Origin of the sequence: Paenarthrobacter sp. CC6, from assembly GCF_040560085.1 — a bacterium.
Taxonomy (GTDB): domain Bacteria; phylum Actinomycetota; class Actinomycetes; order Actinomycetales; family Micrococcaceae; genus Arthrobacter; species Arthrobacter nicotinovorans.
Genome location: NZ_JARDAN010000006.1, coordinates 168405 through 193030, shown reverse-complemented (window position 1 = coordinate 193030; position 24626 = coordinate 168405). Strand labels below are relative to the sequence as shown.

The following is a 24626-nucleotide window of genomic DNA, read 5'->3' as shown; positions in this document are numbered from 1 at the left end:
CGTTTTGATTTCTTTTGCGTTCGTGCGAAGACCATCGCTGCGCATTCTTTGTTATTACTGATTTCGTCAATATAACCGGATGACTGTAGTGCCGGGCGACCATCTGGTTTCCAAGTGGCGACTCGATGTGGCGCATCGTGCCGATAACCGCGGAGGCGCGGAACGGGCGCGAATATCGGTGTAGGCGGGGAGCGGAGAATCATCCGTCTAGCCGGGGCTCTCTGAGACTTTACTTTACATAATGTAGATTATCGGCGTTCGAGACTATGGAGTAGAAGTAGCTTCGAGAACTCCCGACTCTGGATGATTTCTAGTGCCTGCCTGCAACACAAACCCCGTCACTGCTGCACTAACTCTTCGGCGGTATCGCTGTGGTCACGTTGAGGAGATAAGTATGCTGGAAAGACGGCTGGTCAGAGACGCTCTGCGCATCGGGGTGTTGGTTCCCTGATGACTCGAGTTCTGGAATCAGGTCCACGAAGCGAACTACGCGTTCGGCTCAGTGAATCGGTGGGTGCATTGCTTTGGCTGTTGTGGCGGCCTTCTTCCATGACAATCCTCCTGGCATTGCTGGCGGTGCTGCTTCGCGTCTACGGCGTCCAGCAAGCCAATGACCTGTTCATTGACGAAGTAACGTATGCGGAGATGTCCAGGCAGATGGCAGAGGGCCAACTTCCGTCTATTCTGGGGTCTCCTTTCTTCCTTCATCCCCCGGGGCTGTTTGCGCTCGACGGAATGGTCATTGGAGTGTTGGGGCTAGGTGGCGGCCCCATGGACCTGGCCCTGCAGTTGCGGTGGGTCAACGCAATTGTGGGCGTCATGACGGTAGTCGTCTGCGTTATGCTGGTGCGCCGGCTCGTCGGCCTGGTACCTGCAGTTTTCGCCGGTGCGATCCTGGCAAGTGACCCGTTTGTGCTGCGGACGGACGGCCGCTTGATGATGGAGACCCCAGCGGGACTGGCCGTACTTGCAGGTTGGCTGCTTGTCCTGATGGCTCTGGGTCAAGCGCCAGGTCGCCGGCGTGTGCTGCTGGAAGTTGCCGGCGGATTCGCTTTTGGACTGGCTTTGGTGACCAAGGACATGACTGTCATGTTCACGGTGGTTCCTCTCCTGTCTGCCGTGCTGTGGCGTCAAACGCTCCGAGCAATGACCGCCATGAGGATATTCGCCTGTGCACTGGTCCCCTATCTGGTGTATCTCTGCGTGATTGCCTCTGCAGGTTTGCTTCCTGCGTTCGTGGACCAGAAGACAGTAGGTGTCCTCAGGATTACCGGTGTTATGCAAATGACCGGCTTCAATTCAGTGACGGGCACGGACCTTACCGGACGTCTCGTGGAACTCGCCGGCCGGTTCGGCACCAGTTACATACTCCTTGGGCTTTCGCTGGTGTCCGGCGCACTGGCGGCCTTGTCCCGGGTCCAAATTCGCCGCATCATCGGCGTGTACTCGTTCATCAGCGGCATCGTTGGCGCATATTCCGTCTTCTTCGGGGCTGCCGAGGAGCAGTTCGGCTATTGTGTGGTGCTTGCCTCCCTGATTTCCACTCCTGTCGCCGCGACCATGGTGCTCGAACGGCGACCCGCAGCCCGAACTTTTCTTGTTACTGCCGCGGCGCTGATGAGTGTCATCAGCCTTGCCCTCGGATTGCAGGCAAGGCTGACTGTTGATGACGGGCTGGCGCGCGCACGCGACTTTCTGACCACCCGGCTGCCTTCCGACTCACAGGTGGGCCTGACCACCGTGACTGAAGAATTCGCGCTGCTGCCACACACTAACTGGGAGGTCCTGCCTTCCTTGAAGTCGCTAAGCGACCGGGGCGCTGAATATGTCCTGACCCAGGGCAGGCAATTGCGCGAGGGGTACGGCTACGCAGCTCCTGAGCTCGTGGAGTGGCTGAAGGCAAACGCTGAACCGGTCTACTCCTTTACCGGACCCACCTCGGGCGAGACTGTTGTCTGGCGCCTTGACCGATCGAAGCTGGACGCAGCAGTCGAAGCCGGGCACACGATCCCGCCTGTGACCGGCGGCTATCCGTAGAACGCCAGGTCAAACGACAGAGGTCATGCGCCTACGTAAGCGGCCAAGTGTTTGCCGGTCAGTGTTGCTCTTCCTGCCACAAGCTCAGCCGGCGTTCCTGCGAAAACTATCCTGCCGCCGTCGTGACCCGCGCCAGGGCCAAGGTCGATGATCCAGTCGGCGTGAGCCATGACCGCCTGATGGTGTTCGATAACAATGACGGATTTCCCGGACTCGACCAAGCGGTCCAACATGCCCAGCAGGTTTTGGACATCCGCCAGGTGCAAACCCGTGGTGGGCTCATCGAGGATGTAAATGTCGCCCTTCTCGGACATCTGCGTGGCCAGTTTGAGCCGTTGCCGCTCACCACCTGACAACGTGGTCAATGGCTGGCCCAACGTCAGGTAGCCAAGCCCGACATCGGCGAGCCGGTCCAGGATCTTGTGGGCCGCAGGCGTTCGCGCTTCCCCCTCGCTGAAGAAGCCTTCAGCCTCGTTGACCGACATTGCAAGCACTTCTGCAATATTGCGCTCCCCCAGCTTGTACTCCAGGACGGAGGCCTGAAAGCGCTTTCCTTCACATTCCTCACAGGTCGATTCGACTGTCGCCATGACGCCGAGATCCGTATAGATGACGCCGGCGCCATTGCACGTTGGGCAGGCGCCCTCGGAGTTCGAACTGAAGAGGGCCGGCTTCACGCCGTTGGACTTGGCAAAGGCCTTGCGGATGGGTTCGAGCAGGCCGGTGTAGGTCGCAGGATTGCTCCTTCGGGATCCTCGGATGGCACCTTGATCGATGACCAGTACGCCATCGCGTTTGGCCACCGATCCGTGGATCAGTGAACTCTTTCCGGACCCCGCAACCCCGGTCAGGACGCACAAGACACCAAGGGGAATATCCACGTCCACACTCTGAAGGTTGTTGGTTGAAGCGCCGCGGACTTCCAATTGTCCTTTGGCCTTACGGAATGTGGCCTTTATGGAGGCGCGGTCGTCAAGATGCCTCCCGGTAATGGTGTCACTCCCCCGCAGCCCGTCCAGGTCGCCCTCGTAGCACACCGTGCCGCCGCCGGTACCAGCCCCCGGACCAAGGTCGATGATGTGGTCCGCGATGGCGATGCTTTCCGGCTTGTGTTCGACCACCAGTACGGTGTTGCCCTTGTCCCGCAGTTGGAGCAGCAACTGGTTCATCCGCTCAATGTCGTGGGGGTGTAGTCCGATGGTTGGCTCGTCGAACACATAAGTGATGTCGGTCAGGGACGAACCCAGATGCCGGATCATCTTGGTGCGCTGGGCCTCACCCCCGGACAGGGTGCCCGCCGGGCGGTCCAGCGAAAGGTAACCCAGGCCGATGTCCGCGAAGGAGTCCAGGAGATGCTGCAGTCCCTTGAGCAGGGGCGCGACTGAGGGCTCATCGAGCTGGCGGATCCACTCAGCGAGATCGCTGATCTGCATTGTGCACACGTCAGCGATGCTCTTGCCTTTGATCTTGGAAGACCTGGCCTCCGGACTCAGCCGGGTGCCCTCGCACTCAGGACAGGTGGTGAACGTGATGGCCCTCTCCACAAAGGCGCGGACGTGGGGCTGCAGAGCGTCAACGTCCTTGGAAAGCATCGACTTTTGGATCTTCGGGATCACGCCCTCGTAGGTGAGGTTGATTCCTTCCACCTTGACCTTGGTGGGCTCCCGGTAGAGAAGGTCGTGGAGTTCCTTTTTGGTGAATTTGGCGATCGGCTTGTCCATGTTGAAGTAGCCTGTACCGCTGAAGATGCGTCCGTACCAGCCGTCCATGCTGTAGCCGGGAATCGTGAGCGCGCCTTCGCTGAGCGATTTGCTCTCATCGTAAAGAGCAGTGAGGTCGAAGTCGTTGACCGAGCCCATGCCTTCGCAGCGTGAGCACATTCCACCGAGGCGGTTGAAGGAGGCTTTCTCCGTTTTGGTCTTGCCCTCGCCGCGATCCACAGTGATCGCCCCGCTCGCCTTCACCGTGGGGACATTGAAGGAGTACGCGTTGGGAGATCCAATGTGGGGCTGTCCGAGGCGGCTGAAGAGAATGCGGAGCATGGCGTTGGCATCTGTGGCCGTGCCCACCGTGGAACGGGGGTTGGAGCCCATCCGCTCCTGGTCCACGATGATCGCCGTCGTCAGTCCTTCAAGCACGTCCACATCAGGTCGTGCCAAAGACGGCATGAAGCCCTGGACAAACGCGCTGTAGGTTTCATTGATCATGCGCTGCGATTCGGCAGCAATGGTGGCGAAAACCAGGGAGCTCTTGCCGGATCCCGAGACGCCGGTAAACACCGTCAGCCGTCGCTTCGGAATTTCGACGCTGACATCTTTCAGGTTGTTTTCGCGGGCGCCCTGGACCCTGATGAGGTCGTGGGTATCGGCAATGTTCATCGCGGGAGATTGCGTGTCCGAACCGGCAGCAATAGTCATGGTTTCTCCGTCCGTTGGGCGACACTGTCCAACAGTCCCCCGTCGGCGTCGCCTGGCTCTCCTTGACCGACCTCGGTCAATACGATTGATTCTGCCATTGTCTTCCCGGCTTTACTCACTAAGAATGAAGCATGCCGGTATACATGAGGTCCCTCGAAACCGCAGTTCCCCCTACGATTCTGGTCCAGGAGCAGGCGCGTGAGGTGTTTGCCGCCCAGCCGGGCCTGACGCGGCTGGGTACCCGGCTTGTCACCACATGCTTTGATTCGGCCGCTATCGACACCCGTTTCACCGCCGTTGAGGAGTTGAGCCTCGATGCCAACCCCGAAAATCCGAAGTTCTTCGATCCTGAAACCAACAGGGTCCTGAGCCCCAGCACCAAGGTCCGCAACGAAATCTTCGCCACCGAAGCAACCAAGCTGTTCGTCGAGGCCGGCAAGACAGCGGTCGCGCAGGCCCAAGGCATCGATCTGGATGACATCACGCACGTGATCACCGTGTCCTGTACCGGCTTCTTCAACCCTGGACCCGACTACAAGGTGGTCAGGGCGCTGGGCCTGAATCCGGCAGTTCAGCGCTATCACCTGGGCTTTATGGGCTGTTATGCCGCATTCCCCGCCATGAAGGCGGCAAAGCAGTTCTGCCTTGCTGACCCGGAGGCGGTTGTCCTGGTGATCTGTGTTGAACTCTGCTCGCTCCATGTCAGGACATCGAACGATCCTGACACCATCATGGGTTCGGCCATCTTCGGCGATGGCGCGGCAGCGGCGGTCATTTCCGCCAGGGAGCCGGAGGGCGAAGAGCCAGTGATCCGGCTGGACCACTTCGAAACGGTTCTGACGCCGGTCGGCGAGGAAGCCATGGCATGGAACATCGGAGACGAAGGTTTTGAGATGGTCCTGGGCTCCTATGTGCCCCACATCATCGAAGAACACATCACCGGCGCGCTGGAGCCCTTGCTGGCCAAGGAACCGGAACTGGCCGGTTCGCCCTACAGGGACATCACCCACTGGGCCATCCATCCCGGCGGGCGCAGCATCCTTGACAAGGTCGAGTCCAAACTGGAATTGACGCAAGAACAGTTGGTACCTGCACGGGAGACTCTCAGGGAATACGGCAACATGAGCAGTGCCACAGTGTTGTTCGTCCTGAAGTACATGATGGGACAGGCGGCCAGCCAACGCGAGGAGCGGATCTGCTCCATGGCGTTCGGTCCCGGCCTCACGGTGGAGACGGGCCTCTTCACGCTGGTCTCCCCCGCTCTGTGAGTCCCTGGGGGTCCCTCAGGGAAAGGGATCTGGACAGCATTGAGGACATGGACAGGCCGGACTGCGATCCGCTGCTGCTCAGCCGAACCTATGCCAGGTTTCCCGTCGTCAACAGGCTGCTTTCAGGATGGCGCCGGACGTACAAGCGCCGCATCCGTCCGCTGCTGGCGGAGACGGGTCATGCATCCTTGCTGGACATAGGAAGCGGCAGCGGTGACGTGGCCCGCAGTCTGGCGCGATGGGCGCGCCAGGATGGATTCGCGCTGGACGTGACGGCGGTCGATCCGGATCAACGGGCCCATGATTTCGCCACCCGTGTATCGGGGGCCGGAGGGGTGACATACCGTATGGCCCACAGTTCCCAGCTGGTGGCGGAGGGGTTGACCTTCGATGTCGTGATCTCCAACCACATCCTTCACCACCTGGATGCCCGGCAGTTCGCCGCGGTCCTGCACGATTCGGAACTGCTGTGCACGCGACTGGCGCTGCACAACGATCTGCAACGAAGCAACGTCGCCTACGTTTTGTTCCTGGCCGGCTTTTGGCCTCTGGGCTGGGGCTCGTACATCGTCAGGGACGGCTTGCTGTCCATCAGGCGGAGCTACACGATGGCTGAATTGCAATCCGCCATCCCGCCCGCATGGACAGTCGAAAGCAACGGACCATGGCACAATATGCTGGTCCACCAGCACCAAGGATCGGGGAACCGCAACCGTGCTTGATGTGGTGATTGTCGGAGCGGGTCCGGTGGGCTTGTTTATGGGCCTGCGGCTGCTCCGGAGCGGCCACAGGATCCGTATCCTGGAACGCAGGAGTGCCGGAAGCGCACGTTCCCGCGCCATCGGAATCCATCCTCCGGCCCTGGCAGCGTTGGAGCGCGCGGGAGTCTCCGGGCAGCTGGTGCAGGCCGGGGTCAGGATCAAACGGGGCGTTGCCTACAGCCGGGGTCGTAAAGTTGCCGAACTTCCCTTCACCGGGGACTCCGCGTTTCCTTTCATTCTGGCCGTTCCGCAGGCGACCACGGAGAAGGTGCTGGAGGATGCGGTGCTGGCAGCCGACCCGGCAGCGATCGTCCGAGGCATCGACGTCCGGGAAACCCGCGACGACGGAATTGCTGTTCGCGTCCTGGCCCACCCGACGCCGGGGAGCCGGGAGTACCGGGCCCGGCTGGTGATTGCTGCTGACGGCGCGCATTCATCACTCCGACGGCGTCTTGTCCCGGACATCGCACCACGGACTTATCCGGACTCGTACCTTATGGGAGACTTCCCTGACGCCACTGGGCATGGTGCTGATGCGGTGCTGTATCTCGAGCCGGAAGGGATCGTTGAATCATTCCCCCTGCCGGCAGGTGTCCGCAGATGGGTGGTGAGGCTCGGTGCGCCGGCAACGGATGCGACGGCGGTCGGGCTGGCTCGTTTGGTCGAAGCCAGGACGGGTGAGGTGCTGGAGGTAGCCGGAAATACGATGCTCAGCGCTTTTGACGTCCAGTCGCGCTTGGTCCGTCAGATGGTGCACGGGCGGGTGGTCCTTCTTGGCGACGCCGCCCACGAAATCAGCCCCATCGGCGGCCAGGGCATGAACCTTGGGTGGCTGGATGCTGCAGCCTTGGCTCCCATCGTCGATGCCGCATTGGCCGGAAACGGTGTCGGGAAGGCGCTGCAGGTCTTCGAAGGGGTCCGGAGGAAAGCCGCGGTCCGGGCGTCGCGGCAGGCCGGGCTCAACATGGCCTTGGGCCGGCCACTGCCACCAGCTGCCATGGCGGCGAGGAACAGGGTGTTTGCGGGTCTTTTGGAGATGCCCGGCGTGGCCGCGGTGGTGGAGCGGCGCTTCACCATGCGGTAACTATTCCGGTGCCGTGTAGTAGCAGTCGTAGGTGTCTTGGCTGATGATCAGGCCATCCCGTAGCTGGAAGATGGCCGTGCTCCTGGCGCGGATGGTGTCGCCGCGGTCCCAGTGCGGGAGATCCAGGAGCAGCGTTGCCGACCAATTCATCTCAAGGACGACACGGTCTTCCTCAGTGGTGGTGCGGACAATCTCGAAGCGCTGGTCCGCCACGATGTCCTGGCTGTGGTCAGCGCCGGAGAGAGTTTCCGCAAGGTTCCGTGTGGAACCTGTCTTGGACAGCGCGTGGGGCCATTCGGTGAGCTTGAAGTCCTCAGCCAGGAAAGGCCGCAACGCAGCTGAGCCACCGCCGGCTTCAACTGTTCGGACGAACCCGAGCACGTGTTCCAAAGGCGTGGGATTGGTCATTCTTCGAGCCTAGCCCACTGACAAAGACACCCACGGATATAGGCTCGTTCCATGACGCATCAACCCCATCCCGGAGCTTCAAGCCCCGCTGCAGATTTCAATCCCCTCCAGATCCGGGATGCCGTCCGACGGTTGCTCGATAGTGAGGAACTCCCGGCCATCGTCCAGGCGGGGCACCCGGTGTTGCGTCAGCATGCCGCGCCGTACGACGGCCAGCTCGACGACGTCGAACTGCTGGCGTTCATTGACCGGATGCGCGATGCCATGCATGCAGCCCCAGGGGTCGGCCTCGCCGCACCCCAGGTGGGCATCCCGTTGCAGTTGGCGGTCCTGGAGGACAAATACGAGATTGATCCGGTGTCCGCCTCCGTGCGGCACAGGGAACCGTTGGAGTTCTTCGCCATTGTCAACCCGAAGTACCGTCCGTTGGGCACGGAAACCTCGGCATTTTACGAGGGATGCCTCTCAGTCCAGGGCTACCAGGCAGTCGTGGACCGGCACAGCAATGTTGAGTTGTCCTTTGTGACCCCCGCCGGCGAGCCTGTGGAGGAATGGTTCTCCGGATGGCAGGCCCGCATTGTGCAGCACGAGACCGACCACCTTCATGGCGTCCTCTACCTGGACCGTGCCGAGATCCGCTCCCTGGCCAGCAACGCCGAACACACCGCGCGTTGGGCCTCGCCCGACATTGATGAGGCACGCCGGTCGCTCGGCTTCCTTCCCTGAAGCCGGGCGCCGCTCCGGTTCCCTACTCCGCAGCTTTGTTTCCGGCGGTCGGGAGGTACTTGGCCCACCAGCTGAGGATGTGCTCAAAGCGCTGTCGGCGGTGGTGCGGTGTACCCGAACGGGACAACTCGTGGTCCTCACCCGGAAAGACCAGCAGGGCGGTCTCAACCCCTTGCGCCTTCAACTGTGCATAGTAGCGCTGGCCTTGTTCGATAGGGCAGCGAAGGTCATTTTCGCTGTGCACCACCAGCGTCGGTGTTTGCACATCCGCGATGAAGGCCATGGGACTTTGGGCCAGCATCTGCTCCATTGACCCTCCGGTGTATTCCCTGCCAAAGAACCAACCAATGTCCGAAGAACCCGCAAAGCTGACCGGGTCCAGGAAACCCCGCTCCACGATCGCAGCCTTGAAGCGATGATGATGCGCGATGATCCACGCAGTCAGGTAACCGCCGTAGGAGCCGCCCATGATGCCCACATTCCCGGGGTCCAGGGATTTCCGCGATGCCATGGCAGCGTCGAGGAAGGCCATCACATCCTGCATGTCCAGGGTGCCCATGCGCCCCTTGATGGCTCGCCCGTGCTCCTGGCCATAGCCGGACGACCCGCGGGGATTGCACATCACCACCGCGTATCCGGCCGCGGCATAAACCTGGGCCTCGTCGAAGAGCGCTCCCGTGTACTGGGCGAACGGTCCGCCGTGGATGTTCAGAAGGACCGGATGCGGTCCCGGGCCCTCCGGTATGACGAGCCAACCGTGGACAGCATGTCCGTCGCTGGATTCAGCCTCGAAATCCAGGGGCTCAATGACCGTGGAGTTGTTCCGAAGGGCTCCTGAGAAATCCGTCAGGAGGCGAAGCTCACCACGCTCCAGCGTTGCGACATCTCCAGCAGTGGACGCGTCGGAGAGGCTTACCGCGATTTCTCCGTTTGCGGCAACTGAAGCCCCGATGACAACCCGGGCGCCGTGCACCAGCGGGGTGATGTCGCCGTTCGCGATGACTTCAAGGAGTTCAACGCTGCCCAAAGCCGTGTTGAGGACCAGGACACGGTCCGGTCCGCTTGGTTCCAGGGGCCCGGAAACATCCAGGTGCTCCACATCAGTCAGGGCTACAGCCTCTCCCCCGGCCGACGGCATCACATAGAGCACGGAGTTCCGCGCCACAAAGTCCCGGCCGGTATCACCCAGTTCCTGGGCGATGTAGAACAACCACTTGCCGTCCGCGGAGGGGCGCACATCGGTGACGGTCTGCGGTGTCCGGTTGGCGGGTTCGACGACGACCGGCTCGCCGCCGGCAGCATCAACCCTGTAAACAGAGGTGACCAGATCGTCGTCGTGTCCTTCATGCAGTGCCGCTACGAAGTAGAGCCGGCCACTGTCCGCAGAAAACGCCGGCGATGTGTGGTCGGCGTCCCCAAAAGTGAGCTGCAGGGCGGCGGGCAGGCCGGGCAGCTCCAGAGTTGGCTGCTCGTGGGCCGCCCTGCCGCGCGGAAGGACTGCAGGTTCGCCGCCCAATTCGGGGACCTCGACGACAAACAGCTGTTGGCGCTGGTCGGCGGTGTATCCAACACCGTTCATCATGTATTGGTTTGCGGTGATGAGACGGGCATCTTCGGCACCAGGGGCCACGTCGTCAACCGTTCCGTAGCGTCCCCGTTCGGGGACCCGCGCCAGGAAGGCGATTCGGTGCGAATCCGGCGCCCAAACGAAGCTGTCAACCCCCGCAGCTTGGTTCGTGATCCGCTGTGGTTCCCCGCCGGCCGATTCCACCACGAACAGCTGGGGTTTACCGCCCGGATCGCTGCGCAGGAAGGCCAGGACCAGCCCATCCGGTGAGAATGACGGTGCAGTGTCGCGGAACCCCCGGGTGATGCGGCGCGGGTACTTGGCGTTGTCCAAAGGCACTGACCAAAGCTGGCCTACATAAGTGTCAGCGTCAAAATCCGGCCTCGTGACGGACACCACCGCCTTGGTCCCGTCGGGGTGGATGGCAGGGGCGGACACGGAGTTCAACAGGGGCAGCTGCTCGGGTTTCACGTTGGTGAGCCTAGCCCGGCGCCTCGTCCCGCGGCTCCAGACACTCCGTCCCACCGTAGGATTGAAGCCATGTTGTCCGACGCCGTCCCCGCCTTGCGCTGTCCCGTGTGCCAAGGACTTTTCGAGTTAAGGGAAGGCCGGCCGGCCACGCTTGCCTGCCGGAACGGACACCTGTTCGATGCCGCCAAGCAGGGCTACTTCAATTTCCTGACCGGGAAAGGCACCGTCTTCGAAGCTGATACGGCGGAGATGGTCGCTGCCAGGTTCCGGTTCCTGGAAGGCGGGCACTATGCGGGTCTGGCCACGGCGTTGGCCGGCATGGCGGCTGAGGCGCTTCAGGGGCCGGAGACACTGGTTCTCGACGCCGGGACGGGCACCGGCCACTACTTGCGCAGCGTTATTGAAGCGACAGGCTCAACCGCCGTCGGCATGGATATTTCCAAATTCGCGCTTCGTCGTGCAGCCCGCCTCAACCCGCAAGCGGCCAATGTTGTATGGGACATCTGGCGTCCATTGCCCATGGCGGACAACTCGGTGGACGTGGTGACGGTTGTGTTCGCCCCGCGGAACCCTTCGGAGTTCGCGCGGGTGCTTCGGCCCGGAGGAAGCCTCCTGGTGGTGACTCCACGGCCCGGCCACCTGCAGGAGATCGCAGCCAGGACGGGAATGCTCAGCATCGAAGAAGGCAAGGAGGAACGGCTGGCGGAGTCGATGAGCGGGTATTTCGATTCTTCCGCGAGCCACTGCCTTGACTTGCCCTTGGTGCTGGACGGAAACGAGGTAGCCGACCTCGCCTTCATGGGCCCTGCCGGCCACCATTTGCAGCAGGAACAGTTGTCAGGGCTGGCAGCTTCCGAGGAGCCGGTGCCCGCCACCGCGAAGTTCCGGATCAGCGTGTTCACTGCGTCCTGACGCCCGACGACACGTCGGGCTAGGATGGAGGAACAGCGACTGTGATCCCGCTCGCGGGATCCGGGACCAAGGGGGAACGATGTTTGAATGGCTCGGCGAGAATTGGTGGGCTCTCTGGCTCACGGTCTTCCTCGCGTTCGCAGTGGTGGAGATGCTGACTCTCGACCTCTTCTTCATCATGCTGGGCGGCGGTGCGCTGGCAGGCCTGATAGCGGACTTCGCCGGCGCCGACTTCTGGCTGCAGATCGTCATTTTCTGCGTGGTTTCCCTTTTGATGATCGTTTTCGTGCGGCCAGTGGCTTTGAACCACCTGCGCAAGGGACCCACAGAACAGCTTTCCAACATAGACCGGCTCATCGGCCAGCCTGCCCTCGTCATTGAAGCCGTGAGCAGCACCAGCGGGCTGGTAAAAATCGGCGGCGACGTGTGGAGCGCGCGCAGCGCCGCCGGCGTCATTGACGCCGGGGCCACGGTCCAGGTCACCAAGATTGACGGAGCGACGGCGGTGGTCGCTTCGGCTGCCGACAACAGCTCCCGCTGACGTTTAGTCGCACTCGGATTTCAGGCCGTTGCCGGACCGGGGCAACCTGCCCGCGCACAGCCTCATCAAACCACGCAATTGGGGAACGAAGGAGATGTATGGACGGCTTAGGAGGAACAGCAGCGGCAATTGTGCTGATTGTTCTCGTTATTTTTGTCATCATCGTGTTGGTCCGTTCGGTAAGGATCATCCCGCAGGCACGTGCCGGCGTCGTTGAACGGCTCGGAAAGTACCAGCGCACGCTCAACCCGGGACTGACAATCCTGATTCCGTTTGTCGACCGGCTCCTGCCGCTGCTCGACCTGCGCGAACAGGTAGTCTCCTTCCCACCGCAGCCGGTCATTACCGAGGACAACCTGGTGGTCTCGATTGACACCGTGGTCTACTTCCAGGTCACTGATCCCAGGGCCGCGACATATGAGATCGCCAACTACATCCAGGCCGTCGAACAGCTGACAACCACCACGCTTCGTAACGTGGTGGGTGGACTGAACCTTGAGGAAGCACTCACATCCCGCGACCAGATCAATGGTCAGCTGCGTGGCGTACTGGACGAAGCAACAGGCCGCTGGGGAATCCGGGTGTCCCGGGTGGAACTGAAGGCGATCGACCCGCCCCACTCCATCCAGGACTCGATGGAAAAGCAGATGCGTGCAGAGCGTGACCGCCGCGCAGCCATCCTGACCGCCGAGGGTACCAAGCAGTCGCAGATCCTCACCGCGGAAGGCCAGCGCCAGGCTGCCATCCTCGCAGCTGAGGGTGACGCCAAAGCCGCCATCCTCCGGGCAGACGGTGAAGCACAGGCCATCCAGAAGGTCTTCGATGCCATCCACAAGGGCAACCCGGACCAAAAGCTGCTCGCCTACCAGTACCTTCAGACGCTTCCGAAGATCGCAGAGGGCAGTTCGAACAAACTCTGGATCATCCCGAGCGAAGTTGGCGAGGCCCTCAAGGGCATCGGCGGTGCGCTTGGTGGGAACAGCCCCGACTCCCCTGTCGCGGGCCTCTTCGACGGAGGCTCGAAGACCCCGGAGCCGGTAGGGACAGTGGAACCACCACGTCCCGCCGAGTAGTTCCTGTCCCTTAGGGACAACGCGAGCGGCCAGCCATTCCGGCTGGCCGCTCGCGGCGTCTCCGGGCTTTTGAGTACTCAGCGAAGATCAGCGTATAATGGGATATTTGTCCGGCTGGTTCAGCGTGGACGGAACATTAAAGCTTGGCCAGGCGTTGCAATTAGTGATGCAAGGTGTGCAGAAGTAGTCCGTAGGGATCGTGAAAACGGCTTACGGCTAGCGCGGAGTTCCTGCTCCGCGAACAGACAGAGGGAGTAATCATGAGCGATCGCAGCCTGCGGGGTATGCGTCTTGGCGCCCAAAGCATGGAAACTGAATCCGGCGTTGAACCGGCACCGCGTCAGCGGGTCGAGTACCGTTGCGAGGATGGCGAGCAGGTCTTCGTAACCTTCTCCTCCGAAGCAGAGATCCCTCCCGTTTGGGTTTCCAAAACGGGGAAGGAAGCGCTCCTGGTCGATGGCGAGCGTCCCGTGGACGCCAACGAGAAAGCCGTCCGTACCCACTGGGACATGCTGCTGGAACGCCGCAGCCTTCCTGAGCTGGAGCAGATCCTCGAGGACCGCCTCAATATCCTTCGTGAGCGCCGTGGAGAACGCCGCTCGGCATAGCCGCTAAACGGCAAGCCTTTTGGGCATAGTCTCCAAGACAACAGCAAAGGCCGGGTCTGGTTCCTGATGGAACCGGACCCGGCCTTTCTTGTGCCTGCTACTTCGCGGCTTCGGGTGACTTGCGGGTGATTTTCGCCCAGCGTGCAGCCAGGCCCCACTTGGTGACGTTGATCATGGCTTCCACCACGATGTTGCCACTCATCTTCGAGGCTCCGAGCTCCCGTTCCACGAACGTAATGGGGCGCTCCTCGATGCGAAGGCCAAGCTTGGCCACTCGCCAGGCCAGGTCAACCTGAAAGCCGTAGCCTACTGACTCGACCTCGTCCAGGTTCAGTGCCTCGAGGGTGCTGCGGCGGAACGCCCGGTATCCACCGGTGACGTCCTTGATCTTGACGCCAAGCATGATGCGGGCGTAGGTGCTGCCGACGCGGGAGATGGCCTGGCGGTAGAGGGGCCAGTTCACGACACTTCCGCCAGGAACCCAGCGGGAACCCATGGCGAGATCCGCACCGTCCCGCACGGCGTCGAGGAGGAGGGGAAGCTGCTCGGGCTTGTGCGAACCATCCGCGTCCATTTCGACGAGGACGTCGTAACCGGCGGCCAGACCCCACTTGAAGCCTGCGATGTAGGCGGCCCCCAAGCCTTCCTTGCCCTTGCGGTGCAGGACATGAACCTGGCTGTCCTCAGCGGCGAAGTCGTCGGCAAGCTTTCCCGTGCCGTCAGGGCTGTTGTCGTCGACCACCAGGACGTCGGAGTCGGGTACCGCTGCGCGCAGCCGTCCCAGCGTCACGGGGAGCGATTCCAGCTCGTTGTAGGTGGGAATGATCGTCAGGACACGCAAGAAGAGGCCTTTCCTTGATGGAGCGGTCAGTGTGCCGGACCAGCCTGGCAGCTGGCGTTCTGGCGCAACTCTCCATTATAGGACGACGGCGGCCATGACTTTTGCGTCTGTGGTGCCGGCCACAGGGCACAGTGGCAGTCCCTGTTCTTGGCTTGCAGACGGAACGACTAGACACGAAGGGATTCGTGGGCGAACAGTTCACGTCCCTCACGGACAGTTTGGAGGCAGCGGGGGTCCGACCCTGTGTCGAGGGCGGGCAGGAGCGGTGTCCGTGCGCGGGGATCCGTGCTCCATGACTGTACCCGGCTGTCAGCAACCTGGACCATCAGCTCTTCCACTTCCCACACGGCGAAACTGGCCGGTGCGCCAGGTACGAGTTGCCCCATTAGGGGGTTCCTGTGCTTTGCCGCCCGCCATCCTGCGCGCGTGTGCCCCAGAAACGCCGCACGCGCCGAGATGCGTTGTTCCGGGTTGCTGTGCTCGAGGCAAGCGCGCACACTGGACCAGGGCCGGAGTGCAGTGACAGGGCTGTCGCTGCCAAAAGCAATCGGTACGCCACTGGAGTAGAAGGACGCGAACGGGTTCATGCCGGCGCTCCGGCTGCCAAGGCGTTGCTCGTACAAGCCACCAGCTGCGCCCCAGGCGGCGTCAAAGCCGGGTTGGACGCTGACTGTCACGGAGTACTTCGCCAGCCTGTCTATGGCGGACTGGTCAGCCAGCTCCACGTGTTCAAGCCTGTGCCCCGCTGCCCGGATGCGCTGCTCCCCCACTTCTGCCGCCGCGGCGTCCAGGGCATCCAGTACCGCCGCCAGGCCGGCGTCGCCGATCACATGGAATCCTGCCTGCACGCCCAGTGCCGACGTGGCGGCGAGATGTTTGCTTGCCTCCTCGACCGAAAGGTAGAGGCTGCCGCGTTGCCCGGCGGCATCGGAGTAGTCGTCCAACAGGGCGGCTGTGCGCGAACCGATGGAGCCGTCAATGTTGAGGTCCCCGGCGAGGCCAAGGACGTTGGTGCCCAAGCCGTCCAGAATGGATGTGGCGTGCTCCTGCGAGGACGCCAGCTCACCCCAGTAAGGGAGCACCTCCGGTTGGTCCCCGCCGTCGTTCCAGGACACGGCGGTCCTGAGGTCCTCGGGACCGCAAATATGTGGCGCGGACATCTCGGCCATGGCTACATAGCCGTGCGCAGCGGCTTCCCGCAGCGCTTGTTCCTGGTACCGGCGCCGTTCTTGCTCCGGGAAGTTCCGCGCAGTCAGGCGGGCCGCTGTATGCGCTGCCCGCACCACACGAGCAGTGCCTGTGAAGCCGTCGAGTCCTTCGAGTCCGGCGGCCGCGGCAAGTGAGGGTGAAACCAGTGCAGAGTGAACGTCGACGCGCGACAAATATACGTGCCGGTCACCTGCCGCCCGGGAAATTTGTTCAAGGCTGGGCAGTGTGGGGTTGTCCCACTTCGTCTCATCCCAACCATGGCCAAGGATGGTGCCCGTACCACCCGCGGTGGCAACGGCGTCGAGCAGTTCCGCAGCGGAACGGACGGTGCCGAGCTGGAGGCCTGCGAGGGCCACTCCGGTTTCCGTCAAATGGACGTGGGAGTCCACAAACCCGGGGGCCAGCAGGGCGCCCCGAAGATCGATGATCTCCATGGACGAATCGGCAATGGAGGTCGCAGCTTGTTCGGAGCCCACCCAAGCCACGGTGTCTCCGTCCACCACCATGGCCGTTGCAAAGGGATCCGCCGCCGTATAGATAGAACCATTGCGGTACATGGTGACCTTGCGGCCGGATCCGTTGGGGTGCTGGCCGGCAGACGCGCCTGGCTGGTTCATGCTGTGGGCTCCTTGAGCGTTGTCAACAAATCAATCATGGGACGGCCGGCTAAGCCACCGTGGAGTATGCCACCACGCCGCGGCGGACCAAATCGATCGCCTCACGGCAAATCCTGGCCAAGCGGGGGTCGAGCTGTGGGATTTTGGCGAGCTGGTCCAGGAGGTCCACTACCTGCTTGGCCCAGCGGACGAAATCTCCGGCCGCCAGGTCTGTTCCGCTGAGCACCTCCTGGAGATGGCGGCCCTTGGCCCACTTGTACATGGGCCACATCAAACCGAGTTCCGGCTCGCCGGTCAGCGGGAGCCGGTGTTGCTCCTCGGTGTCCTCCAGTCGAGACCACTCACGGACAACCACGTCCACGGCCGTTTCCAGCGAGACGGTAGGCATCTTCGGGCGAAGCCCGCGGTCTTCACGCTTGGCCTGGTAGACCAGCGTACTGGCGAAGGAAGCCAGTTCTGCCGCATCGAGGTCGTTGATGGCACCCTGCCGGATGGACTGGGAAATGAGCAGGTCTTTCTCCCCGTAGATCCGGCGAAGGCGCTGCCCGTCGGCACTGATGGTGACGTCGCCGGCGTCGTTTGTTTCCAGGTACCCGTAAACGGAGAGGACCTCACACACACGGTCGAAGGTTTTCGCGATGGTGTTGGTACGGCCTTGAATCTGGCGCACCAGCCCGTCGGTCTCCTTGCGGAGCTTCCACCAGCGCTCGGACCACCGCGCATGGTCCTCCCGCTCGCTGCAACCATGGCAGGGGTGGGCCCGGAGTGCGCGCCGGAGATCCGCAATCTTCTTCTCCTGGTCCGGCAGGCGGGCCCCCAGGCCGAAGTCCTCATGCCGGCTGTTCCGGAGGCGTTGGGGTGCGTCCTCACTGATGGCATGGCGCATGGACGAGGCGAGGTCGCGGCGGGACTTTGGCACCTTGGCATTGAACGACTTGGGAATGCGGATCCGGGTTACCGGTGACACTGGACCGTCGAGGTCGTGGACGCCGATCCGGCGGAGCTGGTTGTCCTGGGTCAGTACCGAGGGCCGTGGTTCGCGGGCGTTGGGGTCAACATCAAGGACCACCGCGTGCCCCGCGAGCCGGCCGCTGTAGACGCTGATGACGTCACCCGGGATCAGCCGTGCCAGCGAATCAGCGACGCGTGATTTGCGCGCACGTTGGTGGTCGCGGGCGGCATGGTTTTCCGCGTCGCTGAGTTCACGCCGGAGCTTGGCGTACTCGGTGAAATCGCCCAGATGGCAGCTCATGGACTTGGCGTATCCCGCCAGTGACTCTTCCCGCCCACGGACCTGTCGAGCAAGGCCCACTACGGATCGGTCGGCCTGGAACTGCGCGAAGGAGGACTCCAGGATCTCCCGTGCCCTCACGCGTCCGAACTGGGCAATGAGGTTGATGCTCATGTTGTAGGTGGGCCTGAAGCTGGAGTTCAGGGGGTAGGTGCGCCTGGATGCCAGGCCGGCTACTGCCGCGGGATCCGTCCCGGGTTGCCACAACACAACGGCATGGCCTTCGACGTCGATCCCCCGCCTTCCGGCGCGACCCGTCAGCTGGGTGTACTCACCCGCTGTGATGTTGACGTGTGCTTCGCCGTTGAACTTCTCGAGCTTTTCCAGGACCACGCACCGGGCGGGCATGTTGACCCCCAAAGCGAGCGTTTCCGTGGCGAAGACCGCTTTGACCAGGCCGTCGGCGAAGAGCTTTTCCACCACTTCCTTGAAAGTGGGGAGCATACCGGCATGGTGGGCGGCGAAGCCCCTGACCAACCCGTCACGCCAGCCCCAGAAGCCGAGGACATCGAGGTCGTCGGCAGGGATCTCGTGGCTCGCTTCGTCCACGCGCTGGGCGATGATCTGTTGCTCCCGCTCAGTGGTGAGCCACAGGCCGGACGCTGCGCACTGGGCCACGGCACCATCACAGCCTGCGCGGGAGAAGATGAAGGTGATGGCAGGCAGGAGGTCCTGCCGCCGGAGGCTTTCGATGACCTGCGGGCGGCTCGCCTTGCGTACAGGACTGCGTTGTTCGGACTGCTGGCGCTCGTCACGGTTCCGGTCCTGACGACGGCGGCTGCGGCCACCGTGGCCGAACCGTCCGTTCATGTTCATCCGGCTCTCTGAACGTGCCATGGCCAGGAGGTCAGGATTGACCTCGAATTCGGGTCCGGTCACTGCCTGGCGCACCTTCGTGGCGGACGTTTGCTTGGAAGAGACGCGGCGGCCATTGCTCGGTTCGCTGGATACCTCGCCGGCTTCCGAGAGATCGGGCGCGTCGGTTTCCTGGGCTCCCGGGGCAACCGGCGCGATTTCGTCGAAAGTGGTATCGCCAGCGAAGAGATCCACGATTTCCCGGCCCACCATGACGTGCTGCCACAGAGGCACGGGACGATGCTCGGACACGATCACGTCAGTATCGCCCCGCACAGTGTCCAGCCACGCACCGAACTCTTCGGCGTTGGATACGGTGGCACTCAGTGATGCCACCTGGACCTCGCTGGGCAGGTGGATGATCACCTCTTCCCAGACTGCACCGCGGAAGCGGTCGGCCAGGTAGTGGACTTCGTCCATCACGACGAAACCGAGGTCGCTGAGCGTCTCGGAATCCGCGTACAGCATGTTCCGGAGGACTTCGGTGGTCATCACCACTACCGGTGCTTCACCGTTGATGGTGGTGTCGCCTGTCAGCAGACCGACGTTGGCCGCACCGTACTTTTCTGCCAGTTCCGAGTACTTCTGGTTGCTCAGGGCCTTGATGGGAGTGGTATAGAAAGCCTTGAGCCCCCGCTGAAGGGCCAGGAAGATGGCGAATTCCCCGACGATCGTCTTGCCGGCACCGGTTGGGGCTGCCACCAATACTCCCCGGCCCTCCTGCAGGGACTTGCAGGCTTCGCGCTGGAAATCATCCAGCTCGAAGTTGAGCGAGCCGGCGAAAGCACCGAGATAGGTTTTAGCCTCGGCCGCCCTCTGGGCTGCCGCCTGGTAACGCTCTGATGGAGAAGGAGACCCGGGAAACGAAGACATGCATCAAGCCTAGTGGCCCAAGGTCTAGAGATTCTCCAGATCGGAGGCCGGGGTGGCGATATCCGCAGTGGCCTCCGTCTCGGCAGCCCGCTTGATGGCGCGGCGTTCACGACGGCGGTCGTTGAGGAGGCAAACCCCAATGGCTGCGAAAAACAGCAACAGCATGGGTGCTGCCAGGTAGAACATGCTCATGGCATCCGCGCCCGGGGCGGCCATGGCGGCGAACAAGCACACCAGGAAAATGGTGATGCGCCAGCTCTTGACGAGCTGCTTTCCTTTGACGATGCCGGCCAGGTTCAGACCAACAAGGACCACCGGAACCAGGAAGGCAATGCCGAACGCCAACAGGAGCCGGAGGACGAACGCAAGGTAAATTTCGGCGCTGATGAAGTTTGAACCGCCAATGGGGGTGAAATCCGTCAGGACCCGCACGGCGTTGGGCAGGACAAGCCAGGCAAGAAGAACGCCACCGATAAACAACGGGACCGCCGCAGCCACGAATGACAACGCGAGTCGACGCTCTTTCTTGTGCAGGCCGGGCACAATGAAAGCCCAGAGTTGATAGATCCATACCGGGCTCGAAAGCAGCACGCCGAGGAATACCGAGACCTGGACCATGAGGTCGAACGAACTGGCTACGCCATCGAAGTTCAGTGTCGCAGCGCGACCCTCTTTTTCATTGAGGTCTTTGATCGGCTTGATCAGCGCCTCCAGGAGCGGCTGGTAGACAATGAAGCCCACCACTGTCCCGAGGATGACGCCGATTGCAGCCTTGAAGAGCCGGTTCTTCAGCTCCTTGAGATGGTCAAGAAGCGCCATCCGGGCTTCGGGGTTGGCCTTGCGCCCCTTCGTCTCTACCACTTCTCTTTAGACGCGGTTGGAGGGCGGAACGTCGGTCTCGCCGGTGTTCTGTGCCTTCACGTTCTGTGTCTTGGCGTCCGGGTGGCCCACGACCTTGCCTTCAACGGCGTCGGAACCGTCCTGGGAGTCCTTCGCCTCTGAAGAACCGTCCTTCTTCATTTCCCGGACTTCAGACTTGAAAATACGCATCGACTGCCCAATGCTGCGCGCCATGGACGGCAGCTTCGGTGCGGCAAAAAGCACCAGAGCCAGGACGATGATGATGATGAGATGCCAGCCTTCGAGCCTCATGTGGGGAGGTCCTTTCCTTTTGGATACATCCTACGTCTATCTGAATTCAATGTCGTGCAGGGATTGCGGCTGACCCCGCTCCGCTTTGCGTTGGACACGCTTTTGGCGGCGAACTTCCTGCCGGAAGGCTTTGGCCGTCAGGTAATCATGACGCATCTGATCCGGGGAGGCAAAAATTGCGGATCCCGGTGCGGCGCGGTCTTCGGCGACCTCCACATCGGAGGTTTCCGCGGCAGGAGAAAGGTTGCTGAAACGTTTCCCGGCGTCGCCCAAATCATGAACAGTGGCCATGAATTTCCTGAACAAGCGATAACCCAAGGTCAAGTGAAGGAGCAGGGCAAGAGCTACGAGTGCGATCCACAACAGGATCCAGAACCACCAAGGCATCTGAGTAGTCTAGCCAGCCTGGGCGTCGGAAGCAGAGTCGTACTGCGCCAGGGCAGCCCTCACCCAGGCGAGGGCCTTGTCTTGCAGGGCCTTTGGCTGGAGGATCCGTACCGTTCCACCATGCTGTGCCACGAACATGGGCAACCACCCTGCGTCACCGAACCGCACCTCGGCGAGCAGGCCGCCGTCGGGCAGTTGGGCGGTGCGTTCCGCATAGTAGTCATCGGCAAGCCCGGCACCCTGGCGGGTCAGCTGGAGCACCACCTGGAGGTCGTCGTCGCTGGGGGTAAACAGCCGCGCGGGGAAGTCCTGGCCGGTCGGTGCGGGGCCCGCCACGGCCCGGCCATTCGGTTCCAGCGACTCCACCCTGTCCAACCTGAAATTCCTGATTCCGGCCTTGCTGTGGCAGTAGGCCTCGAAATACCAGGTGTTGTCCATCGAATAGAGCCGCAAAGGGTCGACGTCCCGCTCGGTTACCTCATCGCGCTGCAGCGACAAATACCGCAGACGCAGCTGTTGCCCGTCCCTGATCGCCTGCGTGATGGTGGCAAAGGCCTCGGACTGTTCCGGTGCCACCGACTGGCCGGCCACTGAACCGGCCAAGCGGCCGGCCTGCCCTGCAGCGCCGGTCAGCTTGATGGTGACAGATTCCAGTGCACTGCCGGCTTCGTCGCCGGCCACGCCAGCCAGTACGGGCAGATCCCCCAGCATGGCCAGGCCGGTCAGCAACGCGGCGGCCTCGTCCTCACTGAAACGGACCGGCCTGTTCAGGTCCAGATGCTCCGAGATATACACATGATCGTTTTCCCACTGTATGTCCAGCAGATCATCCGGGTAACCCTCGGGAAGGCCCGAACAGATGAGGATTTTGAGGTCATCGATCAGGTCCTTGCGGGAGACGCCGAAACGGTCAGCGACCTCCTGGATATGCAGGCCCTGGTGATGGACCAGGAACGGCACCAACTGCAGCATCCTTGCCAACTGGTCTTCCGAAGTGCGCTTCCGGGCGCGCGGTGCGCGTCCCGCTTCGGGGAACCCCACCTCCACTGCCGGTGCGGCGCCAAAGTCCTCTGCAGCCTTCAGGCGTCGGACGACGGCGGTGCGCAAGTCGGCCGGTTCTGCCACCTTCACCTGCGGGCCGTAGGACGCCAGCTCCTCGGCGAGTTGTTCGGGATCCCTGAAATCAACCTGGATCCGGTCACGGACTCCCCCGTCAGCGGACTGTCCGGTGGCGATTGCCCTCTTGCGCAGCGCCAGCAAGCGGTCTTTGTCCACATCCAGGATGGCCTTTTGAAGTGGCAGCTCGTTGAGCGCAGCGAGCTCAGCCTTGGCGTTGAAGCCTGCCGGAGGTTCAAAACTGCTGCCCGCCACCAAGGTCAGTGCGGTGGTCATCCGCGAGAGCCGGAAGATTCTCTTGGCGCCTCTCCCCCTGTCGAAGCCCACCAGGTACCACTGGCCGAAGCGGCTGCCGAGTCCCCATGGCTCCACCTCGCGGGTTTCCTCGCGGCCGGTGCTGATGGCGAGGTAGCCGAAACGGACGGGGTGCCTGCCATGCATGGCGGCAACGACGTCGTCGAAAGCCTGTCCGGCTGGTTTGATCCGCGGCTGAACCCCCGCAGGAAGTTCGACGTCGGTGAATCCGCCGGCGGCCTGCAACTTACGGACGGCATTGGCGGCAGCATTTCCCAGGGCAGCGCGCTCCCACAGTTGGGCGGCCAGAAGGAGGACCGTGCACTCTGCCGGAGTCAGCTTCACTTCCGGCAGCCTGTTGGAGTCCTTACCGATCCTGTAGCGCGCTGAGGCAGGGTCATCGGCGCCGAAGCTGCTGGGGTCCATCAATGTCTCCACCTCGAAGCCGAACTGCTTGAGGTCGGCCTTGTCACGCTCAAACATGCGCCCAAAGGAGACATCGTTTCCGGCGGTATCGTGGTAAACCTTTTCGCGCAGCACGGAGCGTGAGAGCCCCACCTTGGTGTTGAGCAAAGCAAGCAGAAGGTTCAGGAGTCGTTCAGTGCGGGATGCGGACACGGTTGCTACGTTACTAAAGTCCAGCGGGAAAACAGCAAGGCGCGTCACCTGCCGGTTGAACCGGGAGATGACGCGCCCTGCAGAACAGCTGGTTCCTAGCGGACAGCTACGAGGTCAACCACGAAGATCAGTGCTTCGTTCGGCTTGATGGCCCCACCGGCGCCGCGGGAGCCGTAGGCCAGCTCCGAGGGGATTTCCAGGCGACGGCGGCCGCCAACCTTCATGCCCAGGAGGCCCTGGTCCCAGCCCTGGATGACCTGGCCGACTCCGACGCGGAAGTCAAGGGGAGCCCCACGGCCCCAGGAAGCGTCGAACTCTTCGCCGGTGGACCAGGCAACGCCAACATAGTGGGTGGACACGGTGTCCCCGGCCTTGGCCTCAGGACCCGTGCCCTCGATGAGGTCCGTGATGACGAGGTCCGTGGGGACGTCGCCTTCGGGGAAATCGATCTCCGGCTTGGTGCGGTCGAAGTCACGCTGACCAAATGACATGGGTACTCCTTGGTGTCAGTGATGAATTGGTGTCAGGAACCAGCCTAAGCCAGTGCCTGCATTTTCCGCTGGGGTTACTTAACGCCCAGGATGTCCACGACGAAGACGAGGTCGCCCTTGGCTTCGCCCTGCCCGGCTGCGCCGTAGGCGAGGTCCTGCGGAATCACCAAGAGCACGCGGGAGCCGACAGTCTTGCCCTCCAGCCCCTGGGTCCAGCCCTTGATTACGCCGGTGAGCGGGAAACTGGTGGACTTTCCGCGGTCGTAACTGGAATCGAACTTGGTACCGCCCACGAGGTTCACGCCTACGTAGTTCACGGTCAAGGTGTCGGTTGCCTTGACGACTGCACCCTTGCCCTTGATGAGATCCTGGGCAATAAGTTCCTTGGGAGCAGCAACACCGTCAACGGAGATCTGCGGGATTCCCTTGTCGTCTTCCTTCACCGTCGGCAGACCGGCGGGAGGAGTGACAGTATCGCCTTCGGGCTTGTCCAGCACGGGGGCCGGATCCTTGGCCGAGAGCAGCTTGAAGACGACCAGCTGCGTAGAGGCGGCCGGTGAAGCCGAGGCGTTGCCGGGAGCTGCGAAGGCAATCTGTGAGCCGATCTTGGCTCCAACGATTGCGTTGTAGATCTGCTTGTTGCCGGACTTCAGTTCGTCCGTCAAGTCGATCGGCTGAGGCCCGTTGGTGTAGGCGTCTTCCACCGTCTTGCCGTCGTTGCCGTCGACGGCCACGTAGACAAGCTCAGCTGTCTGGCCGGCCTTTACGCGCTCTCCGTCACCTTCGACAACCACCTTGACGGTGGGCTCGGTGACGCTCAGCGGCTTCGAGAACTCAACGCCGGGGGCCTTGTCGTTACCGTTATCCGTCACTTTCACGGAGTCGAGCTTGGAGAGGTCACCGGCGGACTGGCTGGTGGGCTCGGCGGCCGGGTTGCTTCCGCCGCACGCGGTAATGAGCAGCAGGGCAGGAAGGAGAATTGCTAGGAGTCGGCGCACAAAAAAGACAC

General features: G+C 62.4%; 21 protein-coding genes. 9 read left to right on the top strand and 12 right to left on the bottom strand.

Annotation, left to right across the window (positions count from 1 at the left end):
* Window positions 1-549 precede the first annotated feature (549 nt).
* Window positions 550-2037 carry an ArnT family glycosyltransferase gene (locus PV760_RS05690; protein ID WP_354627334.1) on the top strand — a complete coding sequence of 496 codons (1488 nt, stop codon included), beginning with the start codon at window positions 550-552 and terminating at the stop codon, window positions 2035-2037.
* Between the two features lie 23 nt (window positions 2038-2060).
* On the opposite strand, the gene PV760_RS05685 is transcribed toward PV760_RS05690, so the two are convergent.
* Complete coding sequence (locus PV760_RS05685) at window positions 2061-4454, bottom strand: ATP-binding cassette domain-containing protein (RefSeq protein ID WP_354627333.1); 2394 nt, start codon at window positions 4452-4454, stop codon at window positions 2061-2063.
* 131 nt (window positions 4455-4585) lie between these two features.
* Between PV760_RS05685 and PV760_RS05680 the strand changes: the two genes are divergently transcribed.
* From PV760_RS05680 to PV760_RS05670, 3 genes are read left to right on the top strand one after another with little or no spacing between them, the layout of a single operon-like run.
* Window positions 4586-5722, top strand: coding sequence for a type III polyketide synthase (locus PV760_RS05680; protein ID WP_018777667.1), 1137 nt, complete (start codon window positions 4586-4588; stop codon window positions 5720-5722).
* Window positions 5719-6444, top strand: a complete 726-nt coding sequence (locus PV760_RS05675) for a class I SAM-dependent methyltransferase (protein ID WP_055975849.1) — start codon at window positions 5719-5721, stop codon at window positions 6442-6444. Before PV760_RS05680 ends, PV760_RS05675 begins: the two co-directional genes overlap by 4 nt.
* Window positions 6437-7567, top strand: coding sequence for an FAD-dependent oxidoreductase (locus tag PV760_RS05670; RefSeq protein WP_502921426.1), 1131 nt, complete (start codon window positions 6437-6439; stop codon window positions 7565-7567). Before PV760_RS05675 ends, PV760_RS05670 begins: the two co-directional genes overlap by 8 nt.
* Here the strand turns inward: PV760_RS05670 and PV760_RS05665 are convergent, their stop codons facing one another.
* A complete protein-coding gene (locus tag PV760_RS05665; protein ID WP_018777664.1) occupies window positions 7568-7975 on the bottom strand; it encodes a nuclear transport factor 2 family protein in 408 nt (135 codons plus the stop codon).
* A 51-nt stretch (window positions 7976-8026) separates the two neighbouring features.
* Here PV760_RS05665 and PV760_RS05660 point away from each other — a divergent pair, with 51 nt between their 5' ends.
* On the top strand, window positions 8027-8701 hold the full coding sequence (locus PV760_RS05660) for a peptide deformylase (protein ID WP_018777663.1): 675 nt from the start codon (window positions 8027-8029) through the stop codon (window positions 8699-8701).
* Between the two features lie 22 nt (window positions 8702-8723).
* Here PV760_RS05660 and PV760_RS05655 read toward each other — a convergent pair whose 3' ends face one another.
* Window positions 8724-10739 (bottom strand): S9 family peptidase, encoded by a 2016-nt coding sequence (locus tag PV760_RS05655; RefSeq protein ID WP_055975843.1) that lies wholly within the window; start codon window positions 10737-10739, stop codon window positions 8724-8726.
* Between the two features lie 69 nt (window positions 10740-10808).
* Here PV760_RS05655 and PV760_RS05650 point away from each other — a divergent pair, with 69 nt between their 5' ends.
* The 4 genes from PV760_RS05650 to PV760_RS05635 all read left to right on the top strand — a co-directional run bounded on the left by PV760_RS05650 (window position 10809) and on the right by PV760_RS05635 (window position 13873).
* Window positions 10809-11651 carry a methyltransferase domain-containing protein gene (locus PV760_RS05650; protein WP_055975840.1) on the top strand — a complete coding sequence of 281 codons (843 nt, stop codon included), beginning with the start codon at window positions 10809-10811 and terminating at the stop codon, window positions 11649-11651.
* A 79-nt stretch (window positions 11652-11730) separates the two neighbouring features.
* On the top strand, window positions 11731-12192 hold the full coding sequence (locus PV760_RS05645; RefSeq protein ID WP_018777660.1) for an NfeD family protein: 462 nt from the start codon (window positions 11731-11733) through the stop codon (window positions 12190-12192).
* 98 nt (window positions 12193-12290) lie between these two features.
* A complete protein-coding gene (locus tag PV760_RS05640) occupies window positions 12291-13265 on the top strand; it encodes an SPFH domain-containing protein (protein ID WP_018777659.1) in 975 nt (324 codons plus the stop codon).
* Between the two features lie 260 nt (window positions 13266-13525).
* On the top strand, window positions 13526-13873 hold the full coding sequence (locus tag PV760_RS05635) for an RNA polymerase-binding protein RbpA (protein ID WP_011774875.1): 348 nt from the start codon (window positions 13526-13528) through the stop codon (window positions 13871-13873).
* A 97-nt stretch (window positions 13874-13970) separates the two neighbouring features.
* Here PV760_RS05635 and PV760_RS05630 read toward each other — a convergent pair whose 3' ends face one another.
* From PV760_RS05630 to PV760_RS05590, 9 genes are all read right to left on the bottom strand, one after another.
* On the bottom strand, window positions 13971-14714 hold the full coding sequence (locus PV760_RS05630) for a polyprenol monophosphomannose synthase (RefSeq protein WP_039241307.1): 744 nt from the start codon (window positions 14712-14714) through the stop codon (window positions 13971-13973).
* 167 nt (window positions 14715-14881) lie between these two features.
* On the bottom strand, window positions 14882-16540 hold the full coding sequence (locus PV760_RS05625; RefSeq protein ID WP_055975837.1) for an amidohydrolase: 1659 nt from the start codon (window positions 16538-16540) through the stop codon (window positions 14882-14884).
* 49 nt (window positions 16541-16589) lie between these two features.
* Window positions 16590-19559, bottom strand: a complete 2970-nt coding sequence (locus PV760_RS05620; protein ID WP_354627331.1) for a DEAD/DEAH box helicase — start codon at window positions 19557-19559, stop codon at window positions 16590-16592.
* Between the two features lie 24 nt (window positions 19560-19583).
* Complete coding sequence (tatC, locus tag PV760_RS05615) at window positions 19584-20420, bottom strand: twin-arginine translocase subunit TatC (RefSeq protein WP_018777654.1); 837 nt, start codon at window positions 20418-20420, stop codon at window positions 19584-19586.
* Between the two features lie 6 nt (window positions 20421-20426).
* Window positions 20427-20711 carry a Sec-independent protein translocase subunit TatA gene (tatA, locus tag PV760_RS05610; protein WP_018777653.1) on the bottom strand — a complete coding sequence of 95 codons (285 nt, stop codon included), beginning with the start codon at window positions 20709-20711 and terminating at the stop codon, window positions 20427-20429.
* Window positions 20712-20747: 36 nt separating this feature from the next.
* Window positions 20748-21098 carry a hypothetical protein gene (locus PV760_RS05605; protein ID WP_064722161.1) on the bottom strand — a complete coding sequence of 117 codons (351 nt, stop codon included), beginning with the start codon at window positions 21096-21098 and terminating at the stop codon, window positions 20748-20750.
* Between the two features lie 9 nt (window positions 21099-21107).
* Window positions 21108-23126: a helix-turn-helix transcriptional regulator gene (locus PV760_RS05600; protein WP_200888249.1), complete on the bottom strand. Its 2019-nt coding sequence runs from the start codon at window positions 23124-23126 to the stop codon at window positions 21108-21110.
* A 95-nt stretch (window positions 23127-23221) separates the two neighbouring features.
* Complete coding sequence (locus tag PV760_RS05595; RefSeq protein ID WP_017200957.1) at window positions 23222-23617, bottom strand: FKBP-type peptidyl-prolyl cis-trans isomerase; 396 nt, start codon at window positions 23615-23617, stop codon at window positions 23222-23224.
* A gap of 74 nt (window positions 23618-23691) precedes the next feature.
* Window positions 23692-24615: an FKBP-type peptidyl-prolyl cis-trans isomerase gene (locus PV760_RS05590; RefSeq protein WP_039241302.1), complete on the bottom strand. Its 924-nt coding sequence runs from the start codon at window positions 24613-24615 to the stop codon at window positions 23692-23694.
* Between the last annotated feature and the right edge of the window lie 11 nt (window positions 24616-24626).